This window comes from Burkholderia sp. E168m15 (assembly GCF_016586105.1).
GTDB lineage: Bacteria > Pseudomonadota > Gammaproteobacteria > Burkholderiales > Burkholderiaceae > Burkholderia > Burkholderia orbicola.
In genome coordinates this window covers 13,221-37,016 of record NZ_BCPO01000051.1, presented here as the reverse complement: position 1 = coordinate 37,016, position 23,796 = coordinate 13,221, and the positions used below count along the sequence as shown (strand labels likewise).

Below are 23,796 nucleotides of genomic sequence, written 5' to 3'. Positions count from 1 at the left end.
GTCAGCGCTGGCGGTTCAGGAACAGCCGCACGGCCTCGACCGTGTTCGGCCGCGCATCGCCGTGCCGCGATCCGTCGTGCAGGCAGAACAGCACGTCGCGATGCTGTGCCGTGCACGCGTCGACATGCGCGCACATCGCGTCGAACAGCGCCTGCGGCGACGGCGCCGGCCGCTGCCAGTCGTCCAGGATCGCGGTCCAGCCCGTGTGTTCGCGTGGCAGGCGCGCGAGCACGGCGGCGCGATCGTCCCGCGGCATCAACCCGTACGGAAGACGCAGCGGGATCGCGTTCGGTGCGGGAAGGCCGGCGCGGCGGTAGACGTCGCGAATCAGCGCGTCGGTCGTGTCGATCTCGTCGACGAGTGCGGCGTCAGCGAGCGCGCCCGGTTTCGCGTGCGAATAGGTGTGATTGCCGAGCCGGTGGCCTTCGCGCACGATTCTCGTCGCGACGTCGAGTGTGTCCGCCAGGTGTTGGCCGAGCACGAAGAAGGTCGCCGTGCACGAGGCGTCGCGCAGCACGTCGAGCAGCGCGGGCGTCGAGGGACCGGGGCCGTCGTCGAAACTGAGGTGAATGGAGATCATCGGTTGCTCGGGCCGCTCACTGAACCGGCTCGATGGCCAGCGGGCATCTGCCGACCGGACGCAGCCCGGTGCCGGTCCATTCGTAGAAGAACCGGGCCGCTTTCGCGTTGCCGGCGTCGCAATCGTCGTTGAAGCAGCCGGCCACGATCAGCAGCCTGCTGCCGGCTCGGAAGTCGACGCGCTCGTCGTCGTTGCCCATTACGCCCGAGATGGCCTTCACGCCGGGCATCGTGTACGTCGCGCCCGTGTTCTTGTCGACGATCGCGAAATTTCGGCAATCCGTTCCGCAACCCCAGATCGCGACGCGATAGTGACCGGCAAAATTGGCCGGTTGCGCGAATTCGTCGCGAATGACGGTGCGGTACAGGCGCGCCTCCTTGCTGGTGAGCCGGGGCGCGGCGGCCGGTTTGTGTGGTGTGCGGGCGGCGGCCGGTACCGGATAGCGATCGAACGAAGGCGAGGTACAGGACGCGGCAGCCGTGGTGGCGGGCGCAGCCTCGACAGCCTCCGCAGCACCGACGCCGCCCATCAGCGCAGTGGATGCGCCGGCGATCAGCAGAAATCGATGGGCAGGCGCCACGCGAATGTCCTTCGTGTTCGAGGTGAATGTCGAGCCGCAGCCGCCGAACGGCCGGCGACGACGATTCTATGACGCTTCGCGCGGGCTGGCGACACGGCACGGTGGTTGCGCACCTGCCGATCCGGCGATGCCGCGCGGAATCGTCCGTCAAGCATCGTCAAATCGCCGCGATATATCACGATGCCTGACGTTTCATGCGGCTTCGAAGGCTGTCATGCCCCGCTCGATTGCGTATCCTTGAATGCGATTCGCGGTATTCACGCAGTCACAACCGGGAGGCTTTACATGAATGCACGTCTTTACCGCGCGACCGTTGCCGGCGCGCTGATCGGATTGCTCGCGCCGTTTTCGGTCGCCCATGCGCAACTGGGCGACGTCCTGAAACAGGTCGGCGGTGGCGGCGATTCGGGCGGCAGCGCGGGCGGGGTGCTCGGCAACCTCGGCGGCCTTGGCGGCGCGCTGACGGGCGGCGGCGGTGCGTCGCTGACGCCGGGCAGCACCGGCAACGTCGCGGGCCTGCTGCAGTTCTGCATCCAGAACAACTATCTTGGCGGCGCAACGGGCAGCGGCGCATCGTCGGTGAAGGACGCGCTGCTCGGCAAGCTCGGCGGCACCGCGTCCGCGTCGTCCGACAGTGGCTATACGAGCGGTGCGAGCGGGATTCTCGACGCAGGCAACGGCAGCAAGCTCGACCTGAGCGGCGGCGGCCTGAAGCAGCAGGTGACCAAGCAGATCTGCGACAAGGTGCTGACGCAGGCCAAGTCGCTGCTGTAAGCCGATCGGCACGCATCGCGCGTGCCGACGCCGGGGGCGGTGCGCAGTCGCCGCCGCCCGTCAGGCATTCCAGCCGTGACGTTCGTCACGGCGAAAAGCACGTCGCGGGAGTCGATGCCGCGACCCGTGCAAGGCGCAAGGCGGCGACTGCGCGGCTCAATCCGCCAGCCGCTTGTCCGCGAGCGCCTTGCAGCAGTCTTCGTACACCCATTGCACGAGTTTTGCCCGATAGTCGAGATCGTCCGTATCGACGATTTCCTCGACCGCGTCGCGCGCCCACGACGCGTCGACGAACCCCGCATGCCGCTTCGCGATGTCCTGCGCGAGCGCCGCGAGCTTGGCGACCGACAGCCAGTCGGCCTGGCGGTGATGGCGGTCGAGCCAGCGGTGCGCGGCCTGCACCTGGAACGCGGCGTCCGGCCATGATTCGTTGAGGTAAAACGCGCCGAGGTTGCCGCAGGTGAGCCAGCAAAGCAGCTCCAGGCGGTCTTGCGAGCCGAGGGTATGGGATGCGTCGGACATGGCAGCGCTCACGAAGTGCGTCGATTCCGGGCGGCGCCGGCCGTAAAGGGCCGATGCCGATAATAAAAACATAGCACGATGCGGGCCCGGCCGCGCACCCGGGCGGATGCTGACGTGGCGGCGGCCCGACGAATGCCGCGCCGGCCACGCGCGGCGGGCGGCGCAGCAACGGCGTGATGGCGTGCCGGCCCTTTCGAATCGCTGTCATTCGTCACACCAGTCACCGAAACGCTCGCTAGAATGGCGGCTTCCCTGGAGGCGGAAAACGATGAAAATCTACGACCAGTTCTACATCGACGGCGCATGGCGCAAACCGGCCGGCACCGGCACGATCGACGTGATCGATTCGGGCACCGAAGCCGTGATCGGCCGGATTCCCGAGGGCGTCGCGTCCGACGCGCAGGACGCGATCCGTGCGGCGCGCGCGGCGTTCGATGCGTGGGCGGCCACGCCGGCCGCGACGCGCGCGGGCTACCTGCGCAAGATCGTCGAGCGCCTGCAGGCGCGCAGCGAGGAACTCGCGCAGTCGATCACCGGCGAAGTCGGCATGCCGATCAAGCTGTCGCGCGCGATCCAGGTCGGCGGCCCGATCTACAACTGGAAGGCGTACGCGAAGCTGGCCGAATCGTTCGAATTCGAGGCGCAGGTCGGCAATTCGCTGGTGGTGCGCGAGCCGGTCGGCGTCGTCGCGGCGATCACGCCGTGGAACTACCCGCTCAACCAGGTCACGCTGAAGGTCGCGCCGGCGCTCGCGGCCGGCTGCACGGTGGTGCTCAAGCCGTCCGAAGTCGCGCCGCTCAACGCGTTCATGCTCGCCGAAGCGATCCACGAGGCCGGGCTGCCGGCCGGCGTGTTCAACCTCGTGTGCGGGTACGGCCCGGTCGTCGGCGAGGTGCTGGCCACCGATCCGGACGTCGACATGGTGTCGTTCACCGGCTCGACGCGCGCGGGCAAGCGCGTGGCCGAGCTGGCGGCCGCGGGCGTCAAGCGCGTCGCGCTGGAGCTGGGCGGCAAGTCGGCGTCGGTGATCCTCGACGATGCCGATTTCGCGACGGCGGTGAAGGGCACGGTCAACGCGTGCTACCTGAACGCGGGGCAGACCTGCTCCGCGCATACGCGGATGCTGGTGCCGGAAGCGCGCTACGAAGAGGCGCGCGAGCTCGCGAAGGCCGCGGCCGAAGCGTACGTCGCGGGCGACCCGCGGCAGGAGGCGACGCGCCTCGGCGCGCTGGCGTCGGCCGCGCAGCAGCAGCGCGTGCAGGCGTACATCCAGCGCGGCATCGACGAAGGCGCGGAACTCGTGACGGGCGGCACCGGCTTGCCGGAAGGGCTCGCGAAGGGCTTCTTCGTGAAGCCGACCGTGTTCGGCCGGGTCGATCCGAAAGCGACGATCGCGCAGGAAGAGATCTTCGGGCCGGTGCTGTCGATCATCACCTATCGCGATGAAGATGAGGCCGTGCGGATCGCGAACGATTCGCCGTACGGGCTCGGCGGCGCGGTGTGGGCCGGCAGCGACGAACGCGCGATGCGCGTCGCGCGCCGCATCCGCACCGGGCAGGTCGACATCAACGGCGGCACGTGGAACGGCGCCGCGCCGTTCGGCGGCTTCAAGCAGTCGGGGTATGGCCGCGAGAACGGCGTGTACGGGCTCGACGAGTATCTCGAGTACAAGTCGATGCAGTTGAAGCCGGCGAAGCCGGCCTGAACGCCGCGCGCGGCCCGAACCGGAAAAACGGCACGCTTGCGTGCCATTTTTTATTGACGGCCGTCAAGGTGCGCGGCGGTGGATCGTCGATCATCGCGGTTCCGATGTTCCGACGAGGTTTCAGATGACCGTACGCACTTCCTTTCCGCCGCTGACGATCCGCGGCCGCACCTTGCTGCCCGTCGTGCAGGGCGGCATGGGCGTCGGCATCTCCGCGCACCGGCTGGCGGGCAGCGTCGCGCGCGAAGGCGCGGTCGGCACGATCGCGAGCATCGACCTGCGTCACCATCATGCGGATCTGCTCGCGCGGTGTCGCGCGCAACCCGATCGCGCGACGCTCGAGGCGGCGAACCTCGACGCGCTCGCGCGCGAGATCCGTCTCGCGAAAACGTACAGCGAAGGGCGCGGGATGATCGCGGTCAACGTGATGAAGGCGGTGAGCGCGCAGGCGGACTACGTGCGGGTCGCGTGCGACGAGGGCGCGGATGCGATCGTGATGGGCGCGGGCCTGCCGCTCGACCTGCCCGACCTCACGCAAGGGCACGACATCGCGCTGATCCCGATCCTGTCGGACAGCCGCGGGATCGCGCTGGTGCTGAAGAAGTGGATGAAGAAGGGGCGCCTGCCCGATGCGATCGTGATCGAGCATCCGGCGCACGCGGGCGGGCACCTCGGCGTCACGCAGATCGACGACATGCACGACGCCCGCTTCGATTTCGCACGCGTGCTGGACGAGGCCGCGCAGGTGATGGCGTCGCTCGGCATCGCCCGCGACACGATCCCGCTGATCGTGGCCGGCGGGATCAACAGTCACGACACGGTGCGCGCGGCGTTCGCGGCCGGCGCGAATGGCGTGCAGGTCGGGACGCCGTTCGCGGTGACCGAAGAGGGCGACGCGCATCCGCACTTCAAGCGCGTGCTTGCCGATGCGACGCCCGACGACATCGTCGAATTCGTCAGCGTGACGGGCCTGCCCGCGCGTGCGGTGAAGACGCCGTGGCTCGATCGTTACCTGCGCAACGAGACGCGCATCCGCAACAAGCTCGGCGCGTTCAAGCAGCGCTGCCCGACCGCGCTCGAATGCCTGAGCGTATGCGGGCTGCGCGACGGCATCGAGAAGTTCGGCCACTTCTGCATCGACACGCGGCTCGCGGCCGCGCTGCGCGGCGACGTCGCGAACGGGCTGTTCTTCCGCGGCCGCGAAGCCTTGCCGTTCGGCCGTGCGATCCGCAGCGTGCGCGATCTGCTCGACCTGCTGCTGACGGGAAGTGCGACCGAGCCTGCGGCAAACCGTCCCACGTTTACGCTGGCTTGACCAATATCAAGATGACGAAAAGACCCTACAGGGAGAATGGAAACCATTCTTTGGGGGTCCGTACCATGCATAAAACGATTCGAACTTGTGTCACCGCCGCCGTCGTCGCGGCCGCCATCGCGATGCCGTCGCTGTCGCACGCGGCGTCGCCGGGCGACGGCATCAACCAGGGTGACGTACTGGTCCGGCTGCGCGCGATCAGCATCCAGCCGAACGAGCGCGCGAGCGATACGCTCGGCGCGATCAACACGGGCGTGAACAACGCGATCGTGCCCGAGCTCGACTTCACGTACATGATCCGCGACTACCTCGGCGTCGAGCTGATCCTCGGCACGTCGCGGCATCAGCTGACGTCGAGCCTCGGCAATCTCGGCGGCGTGGGCGTGCTGCCGCCGACGCTCTTGCTGCAGTATCACTTCAACCATGCGGGCAAGGTGCGCCCGTACGTCGGCGCCGGGTTGAACTACACGTACTTCTACAACAACGGGCTCAACGTCGGCGGGGAGGGCGTGTCGATCAACAAGAGCAGCTTCGGCCCCGCGCTGCAGTTCGGCGTGGACGTGCAGTTGACCAAGAAGGTGTTCATGAACGTCGACGTGAAGAAGATCTGGATGAGCACCGATGCGACGCTGGGCGACAAGGGCATCGGCACGCTGCACATCGATCCGCTGATCGTTGGCGTGGGCGTGGGGATGAAGTTCTAGACGCGACGGAACAAGAACAGAGTTGGGGTTGGCGGCATGGCGGTCTGCATGCCGCTTTTTTTTATGGGCGGTCGCTTTACAGCTTGTCGTACTGGAAGCGCATCGCGGTGCCTTCGCGCGTGATGCGCTCCCACACCGCGCGCTTTTCGTCGTCGCTCAGGAACACCCAGTTCGAGACTTCGGCGGCCGTGCGGCCGCAGCCCTTGCAGACTTCGTCGAAGAGCGTCGAGCACACGCCGATGCAGGGGCTGTCGGGAAGATCGTGAAGATTGGAGGCCATCGGGAGGGTTCGCGCAATTGAATCGTCAGCCGCCATTTTAATGCATCGCGGCGGCCCGGCCGGACGCTCGCGCCGGCGTGCTGTTCCGGTGCGGGAGCGTGACAGTTGGGCCGTGCGTCGGGCGCGGTCGCCGGGCGGCCGCATGCGGCGTGCGAACGCAGCTTCGCCGCTGTCCGTTTTTCCCGGTGGACAGCCGCCGATTACCCGATAGAATTCCCCCGGAACGCCCCGCCGCACGGGCGGCTCGACCGACCGGCGGCGGGAATCTGTTCCGTTTGCGCGACACCGGCATGATTTTTTTGTGACGGGGCGCGAATGATGGTAGTTTTCGGGGTTTTCGAGGGGCGGTGCGCCAGAATGCGCCGCCATGACGAGGCAGACGGCAGCCGGGCAACGTGTCCGGCCGGAGGGAGAACGGGATGAAAGCAAAGGTAGTGGGCCGGTTCGCAGCGCTCGCGCTGTGCGTGGGTGCGTCGGCGGCAGCGGCGAAGGATACGCAGCTCAATATCTATAACTGGTCGGACTACATTGCGAAGGACACGATCCCGAACTTCGAGAAGCAGGCGGGTGTCAAGGTCCGCTACGACAACTACGACAGCGACGACACGCTGCAGGCGAAGCTGCTGACGGGCAGCTCGGGCTACGACATCGTCGTGCCGACCAGCAACTACGCGGGCAAGCAGATTGCCGCCGGCATCTTCGCGCCGCTCGACAAGTCGAAGCTGCCGAACCTCAAATATCTCGATCCGCAACTGATGGCGCTCGTCGCCGGCGCGGACCCGGGCAACAAGTACTCGGTGCCCTGGGCATACGGCACGACCGGCCTCGCGTACAACCTGACGAAGGCGCAGCAGGCGCTCGGCAAGGTGCCGCTCGACAACTGGGACATCCTGTTCAAGCCGGAAAATCTCGCGAAGCTGAAGACCTGCGGCGTGTCGGTGCTCGACGCACCCGACCAGATGTTCGCGGCGACGCTGCACTACATCGGCAAGGACCCGATGAGCACGAACCCGGCCGACTACAAGGCCGCGATGGACGTGCTGAAGAAGATCCGTCCGTACATCACGCAATTCAACTCGTCGGGCTACATCAACGACCTGGTCGGCGGCGACATCTGCTTCGCGTTCGGCTGGTCGGGCGACGTCGTGATCGCGAAGCATCGCGCAATCGAGGCGAAGAAGCCGTACAAGGTCGAGTACTACATTCCGAAGGGCGGCGCGCCGGTGTGGTTCGACGTGATGGCGATCCCGAAGGATGCGAAGAACAAGGAAGCCGCGCTGCAGTGGATCAACTACATCGAGGATCCGAAGGTGCACGCGGCGATCACCAACGCGGTGTACTACCCGAGCGCCAACGCCGAGGCACGCAAGTACGTGCGGCCCGACGTCGCGAACGACCCGGCCGTGTATCCGCCGGCCGACGTCGTGAAGACGCTGTTCCTGCTCAAGCCGCTGCCGCCTGAAATCCAGCGTCTGCAGACGCGTCTGTGGACCGAGCTGAAGTCGGGCCGCTGACGCGAGCCGAAGTGAATCAGCAGTCATGAAGCCCCTGGTGCCCCCGGGGGCTTTGTTCGTCTAACGCAGGAGAGAAGCAGCACATCATGAATAGCCAGTCGGGCGCGCCGGTCGCGGGCGCGCCGTTCTCCGTTTCCTCCTCCGGCGCCGATGCGCGCGCCGAGAACTTTGTCCAGATCGTCGACGTCGTCAAGAAATTCGGCGACACCGAAGCCGTGCGCAGCGTCAACCTGACCGTGCGCCAGGGCGAGCTGTTCGCGCTGCTCGGCAGCTCGGGCTGCGGCAAGTCGACGTTGCTGCGGATGCTCGCGGGCCTCGAGACGGTCACGTCGGGCAAGATCCTGATCGACGGCGAGGACCTCGCGCAGATGCCGCCGTACAAGCGGCCCGTGAACATGATGTTCCAGTCGTATGCGCTGTTCCCGCACATGTCGGTCGAGTCGAACGTCGCGTTCGGGCTGAAGCAGGAAGGCACGCCGAAGGCCGAGCTGAAGGCGCGCGTCGCATCCGCGCTCGAACTCGTGCAGATGGGCAAGTACGCGAAGCGCAAGCCGCATCAACTCTCCGGCGGCCAGCAGCAGCGTGTTGCGTTGGCCCGCTCGCTGGTCAAGCGCCCGAAGCTGCTGCTGCTCGACGAGCCGATGTCCGCGCTCGACAAGCAGATTCGCCAGCGTACCCAGATCGAGCTCGTCAATATCCTGAACAAGGTCGGTGTCACCTGCATCATGGTCACGCACGACCAGGAAGAGGCGATGACGATGGCGAACCGCCTCGCGGTGATGAGCGAAGGCCAGATCGTGCAGATCGGCTCGCCGAACGAAGTGTACGAATACCCGAACAGCCGCTTCTCGGCCGAATTCATCGGCTCGACGAACCTGTTCGACGGCGTGACGGTCGAGGACGAACCCGATCACGTGTACATCGAATCGCCGGAACTGCCGAGCCGGCTGTACGTGAGTCACGGGATCTCCGGCCCGCTCGGGATGCCGGTCACCGTGTCGGTGCGCCCCGAGCGGATCGCGCTCACGCGCAAGCCGCCCGAAGGCGCGTTCAACTGGGCGCGCGGCCGGATCAGCAACGTCGCGTACATGGGCGGCTATTCGCTGTATCACGTGAAGCTCGACGGCGGCAAGACGGTGATCGCGAACGTGTCGAGCCTCGCGATTTCCGAACTCGACACGCCGGCGCTCGGCGACGAGATCTACGTGCGCTGGAGCGCGACCGCCGGCGTGGTGCTGACGTCATGAACGCGTTCAAGTCCCTGCTCGAGTGGCCGGTGCGGCGCTTCAACCTGACGGGCGCCACGGCGGTCGTGGCCGGGCCGTTCACGTGGCTCGTGCTGTTCTTCCTCGTTCCGTTCGTGCTGGTCGTGAAGATCAGCTTCGCGGAGCTGCAGCTCGGTATCCCGCCGTATACGGAGCTCGCGTCGTACGCGGACGGCGTCGTGCACATCGCGCTGAACCTGTCGCACTACGCGTTCCTGTTCACGGACAGCCTGTATTTCGCGACCTACGTGAACTCGGTGTGGGTCGCCGCGATCACGACGCTGCTGTGCTTGCTGCTCGGCTATCCGATGGCGTACTACATCGCGCGCTCGAACCCGGCCACCCGCAACCTGCTGATGATGGGCGTGATGCTGCCGTTCTGGACGTCGTTCCTGATCCGCGTGTATGCGTGGATCGGCATCCTGAAGAACAACGGGCTGCTGAACAACTTCCTGATGTGGATCGGGCTCACGCATACGCCGATCGAGCTGTACCGCACCAACTACGCGGTATACATCGGGATGGTGTATTCGTACCTGCCGTTCCTCGTGATGCCGCTCTATGCGCACCTCGTGAAGATGGACCTGCGCCTGCTCGAAGCCGCTTACGACCTCGGCGCGAAGCCGTGGAAGGCGTTCGTGCAGATCACGCTGCCGCTGTCGAAGAACGGCATCATCGCGGGCTGCCTGCTGGTGTTCATCCCGGCGGTCGGCGAGTACGTGATTCCGGAGCTGCTCGGCGGCGCGAATACGCTGATGATCGGCCGCGTGATGTGGAACGAGTTCTTCAACAACGCGGACTGGCCGATGGCGTCTGCCGTGACCTGCGCGATGGTGCTGCTGCTGCTCGTGCCGATGGCGATGTTCCAGCACTTCCAGGCGAAGGAACAGGGAGGCCGTCGATGAAGCCGAATCGCTACCTGCAGTTCGCGGCGCTGTTCGTCGGCTTTGCGTTCCTGTACATCCCGATCATCAGCCTGATCGTCTATTCGTTCAACGAGTCGAAGCTCGTCACCGTGTGGTCGGGCTTCTCGTTCCGCTGGTACGCGGCGCTCGTCGAGGACGACGAGCTGCTGACGGCCGCGTGGCTGTCGCTGAAGATCGGCGTGCTGACCGCGTTCGCGTCGGTGTTCATCGGCACGTGGGCCGGCTTCGTGCTCGCGCGGATGGGGCGCTTTCGCGGCTTCGCGCTGTTCAGCGGGATGATCAACGCGCCGCTCGTGATTCCCGAGGTGATCCAGGGGATCTCGCTGCTGCTGCTGTTCATCGAGCTGGCGAAGTGGATCGGCTGGCCGGCCGAGCGCGGCGTGTTCACGATCTGGCTCGGCCACGTGATGCTGTGCATCTCGTACGTCGCGATCATCGTGCAGTCGCGCGTGCGCGAGCTGAATCCATCGCTGGAAGAAGCCGCGCTCGATCTCGGCGCGACGCCGCTGAAGGTGTTCTTCACGATCACGCTGCCGCTGATCTCGCAGGCGCTGATCGCGGGCTGGCTGCTGTCGTTCACGCTGTCGATCGACGATCTGGTGCTGTCGGCGTTCCTGTCGGGCCCCGGCTCGACGACGCTGCCGCTCGTCGTGTTCTCGCGCGTGCGCCTTGGCCTGAACCCGGAGATGAACGCGCTCGCGACGCTGTTCATCATCGCGGTGACGGCCGGCGTCGTGATCGCGAACTTCGTGATGCTGCGTCAGGAGCGCAAGCGGCTGGCGGGGTTCGCGGCCTGACACGCCGATTGCGGCCATCATGAAAAACGCCCGGTGCCGACGACGAGTCGGGCCGGGCGTTTCGTTTTGGCGGTGCGCAACGATCGCCGGCGCGTCGCCGTCGTTCATGCGCCGAACGCCGCCTTGGCCAGCAAGCCGAGCGCGACGCACACGAGCACGGCCGCAAAACCGGCCTGCACATGCCGCGCGGCGAGGTGGCGCGACGCACCGCGGCCGGCGGCCATGCCGAGCGCGGTCGCGACGGTGAACCACAGCGTCACGTCGAGTGGCGCGCGCGTGCCCGACACGAGCGTCGCGAGCACGCCGCCGGTGCCGACCAGCGCGATCACCATCAGCGACGTCGCGACCACCCCATGCATCGACACGTTCGTGAACTTGCGCAGCATCGGCACGATCACGAAACCGCCGCCGACGCCGAGCAGCCCCGTCATCAAGCCCGTGACCGCGCCGGTCGACGCCAGCGCGATGCCTACGGGCCACGACCACACGAGCCGGCCCGTGTCGGGATTCACGCGGCCGACGCACAGCGGCGACGTGTCCGTATCGGTCGCCTGCCGCCGCAGCGCCTGCCGCAACAGGCGAGCGGCGACGACCAGCATCGTCAGCGCGAACAGCGTGAGCAGCAGGCGCTGCGGCAGCACGTGCGCGAGCCGCACGCCGAGCGTGGTCAGCGGCACGCCGGCCACCGCCATCAGCAGCGCCGCGCGGTAGCGCACGAGCCCGCGGCGAAAACCTTCGAGCGCGCCGAGCGCGGCGCTGCCCGCCACTGCGACGAGCGCGACGGGCGTGGCCTGCTGCATCGGCCAGCTCATCCCGACGACGAGCGCGGGCACCGCGAGAATGCCGCCGCCGGCGCCGGTCAGGCCGAGCACGGCGCCGACGAAGCCGCCGAGTACGAGGGAAATCAGCATGACGTCATCGCGCTCCGGTCACCGTGCGATCGCGGGCTTCGCGAGCCATTCGCGGCCCTTGAGCATCGCCTTCCAGTAGAGCGGCGGCAGCACGCGCTCCTTGAGCAGCCACGCGAGCCGCGACGGGCGCGTGCCGTCGATCAGCCACGCGGGGAAGGTCGGCGCGACCTTGCCGCCGTACAGGAATTCGGCGAGCACGATCTTGCCGCGCTCGACGGTGAGCGGACACGAGCCGTAGCCGTCGTAGGTGGCGTCGCCGTGCGCGCGGCCGAGCGATGCAAGCAGGTTGTGCGCGACGACGGGCGCCTGCTTGCGGGCGGCCGCGGCCGTTTTCGCGTTGGTCGTGTTGGTGACGTCGCCCAGCGCGTAGATGTCCTCGAACTGCTTGTGGCGCAGCGTCGCCGGATCAACGTCGATCCAGCCGGCCGCGTCGGCGAGCGGGCTTGCGCGCACGAAGTCCGGCGCCTTCTGCGGCGGCACGACGTGGATCATGTCGAACGACCGCTCGACGGTTGCCTTGCCGCCGTCGGGCAGCGCGCGCGAGAACGTCGCACGGCGCGCGGGCCCGTCGATCGCGACGAGGTTGTGGCCGAACGACAGTGCGATGTCGTAGCTTTTCACGTACTCCATCAGCGCGGGTACGTAATCGGCGACGCCGAACAACGCGCCGCCTGCATTCAGGAATTCGACGTTCGCGGCGTCGAGGCGCCCCGTGCGCCGCCAGTGATCGCACGACAGGTACATCGCCTTTTGCGGCGCGCCCGCGCACTTGATCGGCATCGGCGGCTGCGTGAAGAGCGCATTGCCGCCGCGGAACGCGCGCACGAGTTCCCACGTGTACGGCGCGAGATCGTAGCGGTAGTTCGACGTGACGCCGTTGTGGCCGAGCGTGTCGGCGAGGCCGTCGATCGCGTGCCAGTCGAGCTTGAGCCCCGGGCACACGACGAGCTTGCGATAACCGATGCGCCGGCAGCCGTCGAGCACCACGACGTGCGCGCCGGGCTCGAAGCCCGCGACGGCGGCCCGGATGCGGTGTACACCGCGCGGCAGCACGTCGGTCATCGGCCGCGCGGTGGTGCCGGGCTGGAACACGCCCGCGCCGACCATCGTCCAGCCGGGCTGGTAATAGTGGACGTCGGCGGGATCGATCACCGCGATGTCGAGCGACGCGTCGCGCGCGAGCAGGCTCGACGCGACCGCGATGCCGGCGGCACCCGCGCCGACGATCACGATGTCGTGCCGTGCGTCGACGGCCGGCGCCGTGTGGCGGCTGTTTTGCGTGACACGCGATGCAAGCGCGCTCAGGTCGTAGCCGGCCGGGCCGGCGGTGGCGACGAGGTCGTCCAGCGGACGCAGCCCCGCCTGCGACAGCGCCCACAGCGTGGCCGAGCGCGTGCCGCTGCGGCAGTACGCGAGCACGGGCCCGTCGAGCGACGCGACGAGCGCGCCGAACTGCGCAGCCTGGTCGTCGGTCACCTTGCCGGTATCGACCGGCAGGTAATGCACGTCGATACCGAGCGGCGCGGCGGCCGCGCGGATCTCGGTGACGGTCGGCTGGTCGGCGCCTTCGCCGTCGGGCCGGTTGCAGATGATCGCGCGGATGCCCGCCGCGTGAAGCGCGGGCAGGTCGGCCGCCGCGATCTGCGGCGAGACCGACAGCGTGTCGGTCAGCTTGCGGAGGGTGGTCATGTCGGGGTTCTCGGTGGGGTGCGGGCGCTCAGATCGCGTCGAGCGGAATCTTCAGGTAGCGCACGCCGTTGTTCTCGGGCTCGGGCAGGTGGCCGGCGCGCATGTTGACCTGCACGGACGGCAGCATCAGCACGGGCATGTCGAGCGTCGCGTCGCGCGCGGTGCGCATCGCGACGAAATCGTCCTCGCTCACGCCGTCCTTCACGTGCACGTTCGCGCGGCGCTGCTCGGCGACGGTCGTCACGAACTGCACGTCGCGGCCGCCCGGCTGATAGTCGTGGCACAGGTACAGGCGCGTGTCGGGCGGCAGCGCCAGCACGCGCGCGATCGAGCGGTACAGCGTGCGCGCGTCGCCGCCGGGGAAGTCGCAGCGGGCCGTGCCGTAGTCGGGCATGAACAGCGTGTCGCCGACGAACGCCGCGCGCTGCGTCGCGTCGTCCACGCAGTAGGTCATGCACGCGGGCGTGTGGCCCGGCGTGTGCAGCGCGCGGATCGTCAGCGCGCCGAGCGCGAGCGTGTCGCCGTCGTCGACGAGCCGGTCGAACTGGCGGCCGTCTTCCGCAAAGCCCGGCCCTGCGTTGAACAGCGTGCCGAACACGTGCTGCACGCGGCGCACGTGCGAACCGATCGCGATCTGGCCGCCGACCCGTGCTTTAAGGTACGGCGCAGCCGACAGATGGTCGGCATGAACATGCGTCTCCAGCAGCCAGTGCACGGTCGCGCCGAGTTCGGCGACGCGCGCGATCAGCCGGTCGGCGCTGGCGGTGCGCGTGCGGCCGGATTTCGGGTCGTAGTCGAGCACGCTGTCGATCAGCGCGCATGCGCGGCTCGCGGTATCGAGCAGGAGATAGCTGACGGTGTGGGTGGCCGGGTCGAAAAAGCCTTCGATCGACAGGGCGGGGGCGTTGCTCACGGGGTGTCCTCGAACGGGGTTCTGCATCTGCAATCGCGGTCTTTGTTTCAAGAAGCGTGCCAGTCTGTGGCGCAGCATCCGCCGATGTGGCAGGGGCTTGATTCAGCACGGGTTTTCGGGGCGTCGGCGGCCCTGAGAAGGTGGCGGCGACATCCGGCGGCAGACGAGGACTGCCACAGCTGGCAGTGTCGTGGCAGAATTGGCAGCCAGCCTGGCAGTCCGTCCGGGCGCCCCTTCGCCGAGCGAGCCGCCGCATGAATCCGCACGACACCATTCCGATCGTCCCTGTTCCGCGCCGCGACGCGATGCCGGATGTCCACGCACTCGTCGCGTATCTCGAGCAGGACCCGCAGCCGATGATCGTGGTCGACCCCGACTACCGCATCCTCGCGGCGAACGATGCGTATCGGCGCCAGTTCGGCGTGGCCGGCGTCGAGCACGTGGGCCGGCACTGTTTCCAGGTGTCGCACCACTACGACGTGCCGTGCGACCAGGCCGGCGAGCATTGCCCGATGAAGCAGGCGCTCGAGTCGCGCGGGCTGAACCGCGTGCTGCACATCCATCACACGCCGCGCGGCCCCGAGCATGTCGACGTCGAGCTGCGGCCGATCTTCGATGCACACGGCAACGTGATCGCGTATGTCGAGCGGCTGACGACCGTGCGCAGCGCATCGGCGCAGCCGAGCGCGGAAGGGCTCGTCGGCGGCTCGGACGCGTTCAACGCGGCGCTCGGCGCATTGCAGCGCGTGGCGCCGTCGACACTGCCGGTGTTGCTGCTCGGTGAATCGGGCACCGGCAAGGAGTTGTTCGCCCGCGCGCTGCACGAGGCGAGCGACCGCGCAATGGGGCCGTTCGTCGTCGTCGATTGCTCGGGGATCGCCGAGACGCTGTTCGAGAGCGAACTGTTCGGCTACGAGAAGGGCGCGTTCACCGGCGCGAACCAGCGCAAGCCGGGCCTCGTCGAAACTGCGCAGGGCGGCACGCTGTTTCTCGACGAGATCGGCGACGTGCCGCTGCCGATGCAGGTGAAGCTGCTGCGGCTGATCGAATCGGGCACGTTCCGGCGCGTGGGCGGCGTCGAGGCGCTGCGTGCGGATTTCCGGCTGGTCGCGGCCACGCACAAGCCGCTGCGCGAGATGATCGACGACGGCCGGTTCCGGCAGGATCTTTACTACCGGATCAACGCTTTTCCGATCCCGCTGCCGGCGCTGCGCGAACGGCAGGGCGACGTCGCGCTGCTGGCCGAATCGATCCTGCGGCGGATCGCGAATGCGCGCGGCAAGGCGGGCGACGCGAATGCACGGCCATTCACGCTGACCGAGCGCGCGCGGGCATGCCTCGATGCGTATGCGTGGCCCGGCAACATCCGCGAGCTGCGCAACGTGCTTGAACGCGCGTGCCTGTTCGCGGACGACGGGACGATCCGCGTCGAACATCTGCCGGCCGAACTCGTCGCGGCAGCGGCGGTGCCTCACGCGCAGACGGCCGACGCGCGCGGCGTGTCGGATGCTGAGCTGGTTCGTATCACGCGCACGTTCGACGGCACGCGCAAGGCGCTGGCCGAACAACTCGGATTGAGCGAGCGGACGCTGTACCGGCGGATGAGGGCGCTCGGGCTCGGCTCGCGCGAGCGCTGAACGGGCGGGTCGCGCGCGGCTGGCGGCGGCACGCGGCTTTGCCGATAATGGCGCGTTCGATTTCAGCGCTTTCGCTCCCGCCGATGAAAAGACATGCCCTTTCGCGTTGCCTGTGGCTCGCAGTCACAGCGCTGGCCAGCCCGGCGCATGCCGCCGACTACACGTGGACCGATGCGGCCGGCGCGCACGTGGTGACGCTCGCCAGAACCGCGTCCGGCGACGACGTCGAGCTCAAGGTGTCCGCGACGCTCGACGGCCACCCCGACTGGACGGTGCGTGACTACGTGAAGGATTGCCCGGTCGACGTGATTCTCGATGTCGTGCCGAAGTCGATCGAAATGCGCGACCTGCTCGGCAACGGCCGCAAGCAGTTCCTGTTCGCGTACAAGATTGGTTGCCGGGGGGACGTGAGCGCCGATCAGGTCAAGTACTTCCTGGTCGACGCGGGCACGAAATACGTGCTGCGCGGCGAGGAAACCGTGACGATCAACGGCAAGTTCGTCGACGGCGGCGCGGCGCCCGTGCCGAACGCGGACCTGAAGGCGCAGCCCGCGTTTCTGCGTTACATGACGCAGCGCTGGCGCGGGATCAGCATGCGCAACGATTAGGCGGATGCTGACCACCGTGCGCGCGATGCCGGCTCCCCATGGTGAAACGGGCGGCACACGGGAAACCCGCGTGCCGCGCGCCCGTCACGCGATCAGCGCACCGGCGCCAACTGCGCCATCGCTGCGCGCACGAAACCGAGCAGCGTGTCGTCGGTCCACGAATCCTTCGTCAGCGCCGGCTCGTTCATCAGCGCGTGGCGGAATTTCGCGTGCGTGGCCGGATCGTGGCCCGCGTAGCTGCAGAACAGCTCGAGCCAGCGCTGCGCGAGCGCGCGGCCTTGCGGCGAATCGGGCTGCGCGCCCGCATCGATCGCGTCGCGTACGTCGGCCATCAGTTGCGGCCATTCCATCGAGCGTTCGCGGTAGTGCGCCCGCATGAAGCGGATCTCGTCCGGCTCCAGATACTTCTCGAAGAGCCGCATCTTCGTTTCCGCCGAAGCGCGCAGCACATAGTCGCGCAACGCGGTCGAAATGCCGATCTTCGACTGCATCGACGGTTCGTGCTCGTGCATCAGGTTCAGCTTCGCGAGCAGGCGCGGATCATTGTTCGTGTCGCGCACCAGTTGCGCCATCCAGCGCGCGGCGAGCGCACGGACGCGCTCGTCCTCGGCGGGCACGCCCGCCTCGTGCAGCGCGCGCACTTCGGCGACGAGCGCGATCCATTCCGCGTCGCCGGCCTGGCTCTTCTGGTACATCGGCAGGCGCGCGAGTTCTTCCTCGGAAAAATATTTGTCGTACACGGTCATCAACTCCAGTGTGGTGAGCCAATCGGCCAGTTCCGGCTCGGTGCCCGCCGCGAGCTGCGCATGCAGGCTCGCGAGCCGCTCGCGCAGCTGCGCGGTTTGCGCGAGCTGGCGGTCGAGCGACGCGATCTGCCTGGCGACGAGATCGACGAGCGGGGTACCGGGCTGGTTCAGGTAGTCGCCGATTTCGGCGAGCGACAGTCCGAAGCGACGCAGGGCCTGGATCTGGTGGAGCCGGGCGATGTCGTCGCGGTCGTACAGCCGGTAGCCGTTGTCGGCGCGCGCCGAAGGCGTCAGCAGGCCGATTGCGTGATAGTGATGAAGCGTGCGGACGGTCAGCCCGCTGCGTTTCGCCAGGTCTCCCACTTTCAGCCGCATTCGTTCCTCCGTTCGGTGCGCACACTGGAGTCTCGAACGTTACGCTACGTGAGGGTCAAGCGAAAGAGCGGCGATCGGACGCGCGTGGCGGGAATCCGCACGCGCGTCCGATCGAAGGGGGCTGGTTATTGCGCAGAAGGGACGGCGGCGTCGGGCGTGGCGGCGCGTGCCTGCGTGCCGGCCGTGCCGTCGCCGGCCGCGTGGCCGGTTTTAGCGGACTTGTCGCCGGTGTCGGCCGGCGGCGTGCCCATCGCCTGGTAAAGCCGCGCGGTATCCGCGAACCGTGCGCCGGTCGCGCGAATCTCGTCGAGCCGCGCATTGCGGTACTGCAGCTCGCTCGCGCGCGCCGCCGACGGCGGCAACGCGCCGAGCCGCACGCGGGCGGCCGCATCGTCGTATGCGCCCCGTGCGGACAGCGCGGCGCGCGACGACGCATCGAGCGCCTCCGCGTCGTGCTCGAGCGCCGCGAGCGAATCGGCGACGTTCTGGAACGCGCCGAGCACCGCCTGCTTGTACTGGTCGACCGCGGCCTCGTAGGTCGCCTTCGCCGCGCGGCGCTGGGCGAGCAGCGCGCCGCCATGGAAGATCGGCTGGCTCAGCGACGCGCCGACGTTCCAGATCGCACCGGCGCCCGACAGCATCGCCGGCCAGCTGAAGCCGCCTTTGCCCATCGCCGCCGACAGCGACAGTTGCGGAAACATCTGCGCGGTCGCGAGGCCGACTTCGGCGGCGGCGGCCTTCAGCCCCGCGTCGGCGGCCTGGATGTCCGGGCGGCTTTGCAGCAGGTCCGACGGCACGACGACGGGCACCTGCTCGGGCAGGTGCAGATCGGTGAGCGCCAGATCGGCCGGCGGCCGGTCGGGCGTGCGGCCGACCAGCACCGCCAGCGCGTGACGCGCCGAGTCGCGCTGCTGGCGCAGCGCGGGCAGGCTCGCGGCGAACGTGTCGGCGCTTTGCCGGGCATTCAGCGCGTCGCTGCGCGAGGCCGAACCGAGCGCATGGCGGCGCTCCGCGTCGTGCGCCTGGTCGTTCGCGAGCGCGACGAGCCGCTCGGTCGTGTCGATCTGCGCATTGAGCACCGACACGGTGATCGATGCGGTGACGATGTTCGCGGCCAGCGCGCGCCGCGCGGATTCGAGCTGGAACGCGCTGACGTCGACGCGTTTCGCGAGCGCGCGGTTCGCGAAGCGCGACACACCGAACAGGTCGACCGTGTAGCTCGCCTGCAGTTGCCCGACGAACGTGTCGTACAGCAGCGTCGGCGCGCCGAGCGCGGGAATCGGCACGCCGAGCGCGCGCTGGCGCGTGGCCTGGCCGACCGCGTCGATCGACGGCAGCATCGAGCTGCCGATCTGACCGCGCAACTGTTCGCGCGCGGCATCCAGCGAATGCGACGCCGCGCTCAGCGTCGGGCTGTTGCGCAGCCCTTCGTCGACGAGCGCGTTCAGCGCATCGGAACGGTACTGTTTCCACCAGTCCGGCACCGGCTGCGCGCCGACCTCGAACTGCTGCGCGACGCCGTGCGCGGACACGGTCTGCTCGACTTGCGGCGCGGCGCCGTAGTGCGCGGGCGACGGCATCGCGGGCGGCTCGCCGCTCGGTGCGAACCACGCGCAGCCCGCGAGCGGGCCGGCGATGCTCACCACCGTGAGCGCCCGCACGGCTTTCGTTTTCAGGGTCATCGATCGATCCATGGTCAGGCTCCCGACGGCGCGGCAGGCGTGCCGCCTGGCGGCGGGCCGTCCTGCGGGTCGCGTTCGTCGCGCTTCACGCGGAACCACGTCGCGTACAGCGCGGGCAGGTAGAACAGCGTCAGCACGGTCGCGCTCGTGATGCCGCCCATCAGCGCGGTCGCCATCGGCCCGAAGAAGTTCGAGCGCAGCAGCGGGATCAGCGCGAGCACCGCGGCCGCGGCCGTCAGCGTGATCGGCCGGAAGCGCCGCACGGTCGCGCCGATGATCGCGTCGACACGGCCGTGGCCGGCCGCGATGTCCTGCTCGATCTGGTCGACCAGGATCACCGAGTTGCGCATGATGATCCCGAACATCGCGATCACGCCGAGCATTGCGACGAAACCGAACGGCTGGCCGAACAGCAGCAGCGTCGCGACCACGCCGATCAGCCCGAGCGGCGCGGTCAGCACGACCATCAGCACGCGCGAGAAGCTCTGCAGCTGGATCATCAGCAGCGTGAACACGGCTATCGCCATCAGCGGCATCTGCGCGTTGATCGACTTCTGCGCCTTCGCGCTTTCCTCGACCGAGCCGCCGATGTTGATCTGATAGCCGACCGGCAACTGCGCGCGCAGCGCATTCAGCTTCGCGTCGACCGCATGCGTGACGTCGATGCCCTGGGCGCCGGCGCGCACGTCCGACTGCACGGTGATGGTCGGCTGGCGGTCGCGCTCCCACACGACGCCGTATTCGAGCGTCGGCGTGAAGCGGCCGAGCGAGCCGAGCGGCACGGGGCCGTTCGGCGTCGGCAGCGCGAGGCCCGCGAGCTTGGCCGGATCGACGCGGTCGGCGCGCGGCGCGCGCAGGTCGACGGCGATCAGCTTGTCGCGCTCGCGATACTGCGTGACGGTCGTACCGGACAGCGTCATCGCGAGGAAGCTCGACACGTCCTGCGACGTGACGTTCAGCTCGCGCGCCTTTTTCTGGTCGAGCTCGAAGCGCACCGAGCGCTCGGCCGGCTCGTCCCAGTCGAACTGCACGTTGACCGTGCGCGCATCGCCGCGCATCGTCGCGGCGACCTTCTCGGCGATCGAGCGGACCGTCGCGATGCTGTCGCCGCTCACGCGGAACTGCACCGGATAGCCGACCGGCGGGCCGTTCTCGAGCCGCGACAGGCGCCAGCGCACGGCCGGGAACGTGTCGCGCAGCGTCGTTTCGAGCCAGGTCGCGAGCTTCTCGCGGTCCTCGACCGATTTCGCGGTGATCACGAACTGCGCGAAGTTCGGCAGTTGCAGCTGCTGGTCGAGCGGCAGGTAGAAGCGCGGCGCGCCGCTGCCGACGAAGTTCACCGCATGGTCGATCTCGGGCCGCTTGGCGATCGCTTTCTCGAGGCGCTCGGTCTCGCGCAGCGTCGCCGCGAACGACGCGCCTTCGGGCAGCCGCAGGTCGACCAGCAGCTCGGGCCGGTCGGAGCTCGGGAAGAACTGCTGCGGCACCAGCGAGAAGCCCATCATCGCGACGACGAAGAGGGCGCCCGTGATCAGCAGCACGACGAAGCGCCGCTCGATGCACCAGTCGATCCAGCCGCGCAGCCGCCGGTAGAAGCGCGTGTCGTAGATCTCGTGCTCGTGATCGTCGGGCAGGTGCGCCTCGTGCGCGTGCCGCTTACGCTCGGGCAGCATGTGATAGCCCAGCAGCGGGATCAGCACGACGGCCGCGAACCACGACGCGATCAGCGCGATCGCCGACACCTCGAAGATCGAGCGCGTGTATTCGCCGGTGCTCGATTTCGCGAGCGCGATCGGCAGGAAGCCCGATACCGTGACGAGCGTGCCCGTCAGCATCGGGAACGCGGTGCTGGTGTACGCGAACGCGGCGGCGCGCGCGCGGGTGTAGCCCTGTTCGAGCTTCACGGCCATCATCTCGACCGCGATGATCGCGTCGTCGACGAGCAGCCCGAGCGCGAGCACGAGCGTGCCGAGCGACACCTTGTGCAGCCCGATGTCGAACAGGTACATGAACAGCGCGGTGACCGCGAGCACGACCGGAATCGAGATCACGACGACCATCCCGGTGCGCAGCCCGAGCGACACGAGGCTCACGACCAGCACGATCGCGACCGCCTCGGCGACGGCTTCGAGGAAGTCGTCGACCGAATGCGACACCGCGTGCGGCATGCTCGACACCTCGGTCAGCTTCAGGCCGGCCGGCAGTTGCGCCTGCAAGTCCTTCGATTCGGCGTCGAGCGCCTTGCCGAGCCGGATCACGTCGCCGCCCGGCTGCATCGTCACGCCGATGCCGAGCACGGCATGGCCGTTCGTTCGCATCTGCGTGACTTGAGGATCGTCGTACCCGCGTTTCACGGTGGCGAGATCGCCGAGCCGGAACGTGCGGCCGTTGATGCGGATCAGCGTATTCGCGATCGCCTCGACGTTGTCGAACTGGCCGCTCGGCCGCACGAACACGCGATCGTCGGCGGTCGTCAGCACGCCGGCCGACGAGATGTCGTTCTGCGCGTTGATCGCCTGCCCGAGCTGCTGCGGCGAAATGCCCAGGCGCGTGAGCTGCGCGTTGTTGACCTCGATGAAGATCCGCTGGTCGGGGTCGCCGAAATAGTCGACCTTGCCGACGCCCGGCACGCGCAGCAGCACGGTGCGCAACTGGTCCGCGTAGTCGTGCAGTTGCGCGGGCGTGAAGCCGTCGCCCTCAAGCGTCCAGATGTTGGTGTAGACGTCGCCGAATTCGTCGTTGAAGAACGGGCCCTGCACGCCGGGCGGCAGCGTATAGCCGATGTCGCCCACCTTCTTGCGGATCTGGTACCAGGTTTCGGGCACGTCCTTCACGGGCGCCGAATCCTTCATCGTGAAGAAGATCAGCGATTCGCCGGGGCGCGAATAGCTGCGCAGGAAATCGATGGCAGGCGTTTCCTGCAGCTTGCGGCCGATCCGGTCGGTCACCTGTTCCTGCACCTGCCGCGCGCTCGCGCCGGGCCAGAAGGTGCGGATCACCATCACGCGGAACGTGAACGGCGGGTCTTCGGATTGTGCGAGCCGCGTGTAAGCGAGGATGCCCGCGAGCGTCGCGAGCGCGATCAGGTAGACGACCAGCGCCTGATGGCGCAGCGCCCACGCGGACAGGTTGAAGCGGCCTTCTTCGTGGGAGACGCTCACGATGCGAAGTCCTCCGGATGCAGCGGCGCGATCGCGCGCACCTTCTCGCCCGCGCTGACCGTATGCACGCCCTGCAGCACGACGCGCTCGCCCGGCTGCAGCCCGTGCGACACGGTGACGGTGCGCTCGTTGAAGCGCGCGACGTCGACGCGGCGCAACTCGAGCGTGTCGTCCCTGGTGCGCACGATCCAAACGGCCGGATGCGGGCCGTCGTGGAACAGCGCGGTCGCGGGCAGCGTGATCGGCTGCGCGTCGCCGGCGGCCGGCGCGCCGTCGAACGCGACGTCCGCGGTCATGCCGAGCCGGATCGCCGGATCAGGCGTGCCGAGCGTGAGCTTCACGCGGTAGGTGCGGCTTTGCGGATCGGCGGCCGGCGCGATTTCGCGCACCTTCGCGGCGAATTGTCGGCCCGGCAGCGACGGCAGCGTGACGGTGGCCGCGTGGCCCGGCGCGAGCGACGCGAGCGCGGCTTCGGGCACGTCGCTGACCACGTCGACGTCGCCCGACCACGCGAGCTGGTAGACCGGCTGGCCGGCCGACACGTTCTGGCCGGTATCGGCCTGTTCGGCGGTGATGGTGCCCGCATGATCGGCCACCAGCGTCGCGTAGCGCAGCTGGTTCTTCGCGAGCGCGAGCTGCTGCTGCGCCTGGTCGCGCTGCGCGAGCGCCGACGTGTAGCTGTTCTGAGTCTGTTCGAGCTGCGCGGTTGCGATCAGGTTTTCGCGGGCCTGCGCACGATCGCGATCGAGCTGCTGCTTCGCGAACGCGAGGCTGTGCGACGCGGCATCGAATTGCGCCTGCGCACTCGCGGCGTTCTTCTCGACGTCGGACGGATCGAGCAGCGCGACGACCTGGCCGACTTTCACCATATCGCCGAGCCGCACCCGGCGCTCGATGATCTTGCCGGCGATGCGGAACGACAGCGGGGTCGCATAGCGCGGCTGGATGTCGCCGGGCAGCGTGCGCGCGGCCGCGGTGGTGTCGGCCCGCGCGGGCAGCGCGACGACGGGGCGCGGGGCGGGCGGTGCGGATTCTTTCGGATGACAGGCGGCAAGGACGAGCGCGGCGCCGATCAGCAGCGCGGCGCGGGAACCGGAGCGATTCACGAAACC

The 23,796-nt window shown here is 68.3% G+C and carries 21 protein-coding genes; 10 read left to right on the top strand and 11 right to left on the bottom strand.

Annotation, left to right across the window (positions count from 1 at the left end; all coding sequences use genetic code 11):
- Position 1: 1 nt before the first annotated feature.
- Both JMF86_RS08580 and JMF86_RS08575 read right to left on the bottom strand, forming a co-directional pair.
- Positions 2 to 580 (bottom strand): polysaccharide deacetylase family protein, encoded by a 579-nt coding sequence (locus tag JMF86_RS08580; protein WP_125380637.1) that lies wholly within the window; start codon positions 578 to 580, stop codon positions 2 to 4.
- A gap of 16 nt (positions 581 to 596) precedes the next feature.
- Positions 597 to 1,109, bottom strand: a complete 513-nt coding sequence (locus JMF86_RS08575; RefSeq protein WP_125380638.1) for a hypothetical protein — start codon at positions 1,107 to 1,109, stop codon at positions 597 to 599.
- A gap of 336 nt (positions 1,110 to 1,445) precedes the next feature.
- Between JMF86_RS08575 and JMF86_RS08570 the strand changes: the two genes are divergently transcribed.
- Positions 1,446 to 1,934, top strand: a complete 489-nt coding sequence (locus JMF86_RS08570) for a DUF2501 domain-containing protein (RefSeq protein ID WP_125381070.1) — start codon at positions 1,446 to 1,448, stop codon at positions 1,932 to 1,934.
- A 156-nt stretch (positions 1,935 to 2,090) separates the two neighbouring features.
- On the opposite strand, the gene JMF86_RS08565 is transcribed toward JMF86_RS08570, so the two are convergent.
- Complete coding sequence (locus JMF86_RS08565; protein ID WP_011549733.1) at positions 2,091 to 2,456, bottom strand: hypothetical protein; 366 nt, start codon at positions 2,454 to 2,456, stop codon at positions 2,091 to 2,093.
- Between the two features lie 268 nt (positions 2,457 to 2,724).
- On the opposite strand from JMF86_RS08565, the gene JMF86_RS08560 reads away from it, so the two are divergent.
- The 3 genes from JMF86_RS08560 (at position 2,725) to JMF86_RS08550 (ending at position 6,180) form a co-directional block, all read left to right on the top strand.
- Positions 2,725 to 4,161 carry an aldehyde dehydrogenase family protein gene (locus JMF86_RS08560; protein ID WP_125380639.1) on the top strand — a complete coding sequence of 479 codons (1,437 nt, stop codon included), beginning with the start codon at positions 2,725 to 2,727 and terminating at the stop codon, positions 4,159 to 4,161.
- 124 nt (positions 4,162 to 4,285) lie between these two features.
- A complete protein-coding gene (locus JMF86_RS08555; protein ID WP_125380640.1) occupies positions 4,286 to 5,476 on the top strand; it encodes a nitronate monooxygenase family protein in 1,191 nt (396 codons plus the stop codon).
- A gap of 65 nt (positions 5,477 to 5,541) precedes the next feature.
- Positions 5,542 to 6,180, top strand: a complete 639-nt coding sequence (locus JMF86_RS08550) for an OmpW family protein (RefSeq protein WP_011549736.1) — start codon at positions 5,542 to 5,544, stop codon at positions 6,178 to 6,180.
- Positions 6,181 to 6,256: 76 nt separating this feature from the next.
- On the opposite strand, the gene JMF86_RS08545 is transcribed toward JMF86_RS08550, so the two are convergent.
- Positions 6,257 to 6,460, bottom strand: a complete 204-nt coding sequence (locus JMF86_RS08545; protein ID WP_006493160.1) for a DUF1289 domain-containing protein — start codon at positions 6,458 to 6,460, stop codon at positions 6,257 to 6,259.
- A gap of 419 nt (positions 6,461 to 6,879) precedes the next feature.
- On the opposite strand from JMF86_RS08545, the gene JMF86_RS08540 reads away from it, so the two are divergent.
- The 4 genes from JMF86_RS08540 (at position 6,880) to JMF86_RS08525 (ending at position 10,962) form a co-directional block, all read left to right on the top strand.
- Positions 6,880 to 7,974, top strand: coding sequence for a polyamine ABC transporter substrate-binding protein (locus JMF86_RS08540; RefSeq protein ID WP_027806547.1), 1,095 nt, complete (start codon positions 6,880 to 6,882; stop codon positions 7,972 to 7,974).
- A gap of 86 nt (positions 7,975 to 8,060) precedes the next feature.
- Positions 8,061 to 9,221: an ABC transporter ATP-binding protein gene (locus tag JMF86_RS08535; protein WP_006488129.1), complete on the top strand. Its 1,161-nt coding sequence runs from the start codon at positions 8,061 to 8,063 to the stop codon at positions 9,219 to 9,221.
- On the top strand, positions 9,218 to 10,144 hold the full coding sequence (locus JMF86_RS08530) for an ABC transporter permease subunit (protein WP_006488137.1): 927 nt from the start codon (positions 9,218 to 9,220) through the stop codon (positions 10,142 to 10,144). The genes JMF86_RS08535 and JMF86_RS08530 overlap by 4 nt, the downstream gene beginning before the upstream one ends.
- On the top strand, positions 10,141 to 10,962 hold the full coding sequence (locus tag JMF86_RS08525) for an ABC transporter permease subunit (RefSeq protein WP_006475948.1): 822 nt from the start codon (positions 10,141 to 10,143) through the stop codon (positions 10,960 to 10,962). The genes JMF86_RS08530 and JMF86_RS08525 overlap by 4 nt, the downstream gene beginning before the upstream one ends.
- Positions 10,963 to 11,066: 104 nt before the next feature.
- Here the strand turns inward: JMF86_RS08525 and JMF86_RS08520 are convergent, their stop codons facing one another.
- From JMF86_RS08520 to JMF86_RS08510, 3 genes are read right to left on the bottom strand one after another with little or no spacing between them, the layout of a single operon-like run.
- Positions 11,067 to 11,873 (bottom strand): sulfite exporter TauE/SafE family protein, encoded by an 807-nt coding sequence (locus JMF86_RS08520; protein WP_054927869.1) that lies wholly within the window; start codon positions 11,871 to 11,873, stop codon positions 11,067 to 11,069.
- A gap of 18 nt (positions 11,874 to 11,891) precedes the next feature.
- Entirely contained in the window at positions 11,892 to 13,562 is a 1,671-nt protein-coding gene (locus tag JMF86_RS08515) for a bifunctional protein tyrosine phosphatase family protein/NAD(P)/FAD-dependent oxidoreductase (protein ID WP_125380641.1), read from the bottom strand.
- 28 nt (positions 13,563 to 13,590) lie between these two features.
- A complete protein-coding gene (locus tag JMF86_RS08510; RefSeq protein WP_374039648.1) occupies positions 13,591 to 14,502 on the bottom strand; it encodes an MBL fold metallo-hydrolase in 912 nt (303 codons plus the stop codon).
- Between the two features lie 227 nt (positions 14,503 to 14,729).
- Here JMF86_RS08510 and JMF86_RS08505 point away from each other — a divergent pair, with 227 nt between their 5' ends.
- Positions 14,730 to 16,112: a sigma-54-dependent Fis family transcriptional regulator gene (locus JMF86_RS08505; protein ID WP_125380643.1), complete on the top strand. Its 1,383-nt coding sequence runs from the start codon at positions 14,730 to 14,732 to the stop codon at positions 16,110 to 16,112.
- Positions 16,113 to 16,195: 83 nt separating this feature from the next.
- Positions 16,196 to 16,720, top strand: coding sequence for a M949_RS01915 family surface polysaccharide biosynthesis protein (locus JMF86_RS08500; protein ID WP_125380644.1), 525 nt, complete (start codon positions 16,196 to 16,198; stop codon positions 16,718 to 16,720).
- A 92-nt stretch (positions 16,721 to 16,812) separates the two neighbouring features.
- On the opposite strand, the gene JMF86_RS08495 is transcribed toward JMF86_RS08500, so the two are convergent.
- The 4 genes from JMF86_RS08495 to JMF86_RS08480 all read right to left on the bottom strand — a co-directional run bounded on the left by JMF86_RS08495 (position 16,813) and on the right by JMF86_RS08480 (position 23,790).
- The gene (locus JMF86_RS08495; protein WP_125380645.1) at positions 16,813 to 17,841 is read right to left on the bottom strand and encodes a MerR family transcriptional regulator; all 1,029 of its coding nucleotides are present in this window, start codon (positions 17,839 to 17,841) and stop codon (positions 16,813 to 16,815) included.
- A gap of 125 nt (positions 17,842 to 17,966) precedes the next feature.
- On the bottom strand, positions 17,967 to 19,535 hold the full coding sequence (locus JMF86_RS08490) for an efflux transporter outer membrane subunit (RefSeq protein ID WP_125380646.1): 1,569 nt from the start codon (positions 19,533 to 19,535) through the stop codon (positions 17,967 to 17,969).
- A 2-nt stretch (positions 19,536 to 19,537) separates the two neighbouring features.
- Positions 19,538 to 22,684, bottom strand: coding sequence for an efflux RND transporter permease subunit (locus JMF86_RS08485; protein ID WP_125380647.1), 3,147 nt, complete (start codon positions 22,682 to 22,684; stop codon positions 19,538 to 19,540).
- Positions 22,681 to 23,790, bottom strand: a complete 1,110-nt coding sequence (locus JMF86_RS08480; RefSeq protein WP_201316950.1) for an efflux RND transporter periplasmic adaptor subunit — start codon at positions 23,788 to 23,790, stop codon at positions 22,681 to 22,683. The genes JMF86_RS08485 and JMF86_RS08480 overlap by 4 nt, the downstream gene beginning before the upstream one ends.
- Positions 23,791 to 23,796: the final 6 nt, after the last annotated feature.